The sequence below is a fragment of the Bradyrhizobium altum genome (assembly GCF_020889705.1).
GTDB classification, from domain to species: Bacteria; Pseudomonadota; Alphaproteobacteria; order Rhizobiales; family Xanthobacteraceae; genus Bradyrhizobium; species Bradyrhizobium altum.
The window spans coordinates 1-1,165 of sequence record NZ_JACMYP010000560.1 but is presented as its reverse complement, the minus strand read 5'-3'; the positions used below and the strand labels follow the sequence as shown (position 1 = coordinate 1,165).

The window sequence follows — 1,165 nt, the reverse complement described above, 5'->3', positions numbered from 1 at the left end:
CAATCTTTATTCGATCACGACCAACCAGGCCGCGATCAGCGCGCTATTTCGTGTCGTGAACCGATACGTCGGCAATTTAGCGCCAATGCCCGGCGTGTTTCCCGATTACAAGGCACCGATCGTGCGCAACGGATCCGAGGGCCGCGAGCTCGCCACGGCGCGATGGGGAATGCCATCGTCGTCAAAGGCGTTGATGGACGCCACCAAGAAGAGAGCCGAAAAGCTGGAGGCCAAGGGCAAGCCGGTGGATTTCAAGGAATTGCTCAGAATGGAGCCGGACAGCGGGGCGACCAACATCCGCAATGTGAAGAGCAAGCATTGGACCCGATGGCTGGGGACCGAAAATCGCTGCGTGGTGCCGTTCAACTCGTTCAGCGAATTCAACAAGGCCGAGGGCGGTGACATCTGGTTTGCACTGGATGAGACCCGCCCTCTCGCCTGCTTCGCCGGCATCTGGACCAACTGGACTTCCGTCCGGAAGGTCAAGGAAGGTGAGACGACCAACGACCTCTACGCATTCCTCACGACGGAACCGAACGCAGAGGTCGGCGCCATCCACCCGAAGGCCATGCCCGTGATCCTGACGAAGCCGGAAGAGGTCGAGACCTGGATGACCTCCCCGGTGGACGAGGTCCTGAAGTTGCAGCGGCCGCTTCCGGACGGAATGCTCCGGATCGTCGCCCGCGGCATCAAAGAAGACCTTCCCGTATCGGTGGATTGACCGGGGGCTGGCCACCGTCAGGGACAACATCATTCATCCGGTGCGCCTCTTCCGACGAAAGTTTGCCAACGCCAAAGCTGTAGCGCAGCGCGTCATCGCGGCAGCCAATAAAGTCATACGAGGTCAGGAAGCTTTGAGGCACGGTTTAGGAAACCGTCGCTCTATCCGGCTGAGCTACGGGACCGCTTTGATATTGCTCGCGGATTTCTGGGAGCGATTTGATTTTGCTCCGGTTTTGCTCCGCATCGCAAGCCTCTAATAGCCGAAAGATGGGCACCAGTTCAAGCAAACGTGAGGGAATCCTCGCCCTGCATTTGATCGGGCTTGCCGGCTGCCTGTCCCTTTCTCTGCACCAAGCTTTCCCTGGATCGAGAACGACGACATGCCGATCACTACAGGTGACGTGCATGATGGTCATGGGTCAGGAATAGAGGCTTACTGCGC

General features: G+C 58.6%; 1 protein-coding gene. It reads left to right on the top strand.

The features are described from left to right. On the top strand, positions 1-721 hold a 721-nt coding region (locus H8B02_RS47375), incomplete at its 5' end, for an SOS response-associated peptidase (RefSeq protein ID WP_229172527.1). Between the last annotated feature and the right edge of the window lie 444 nt (positions 722-1,165).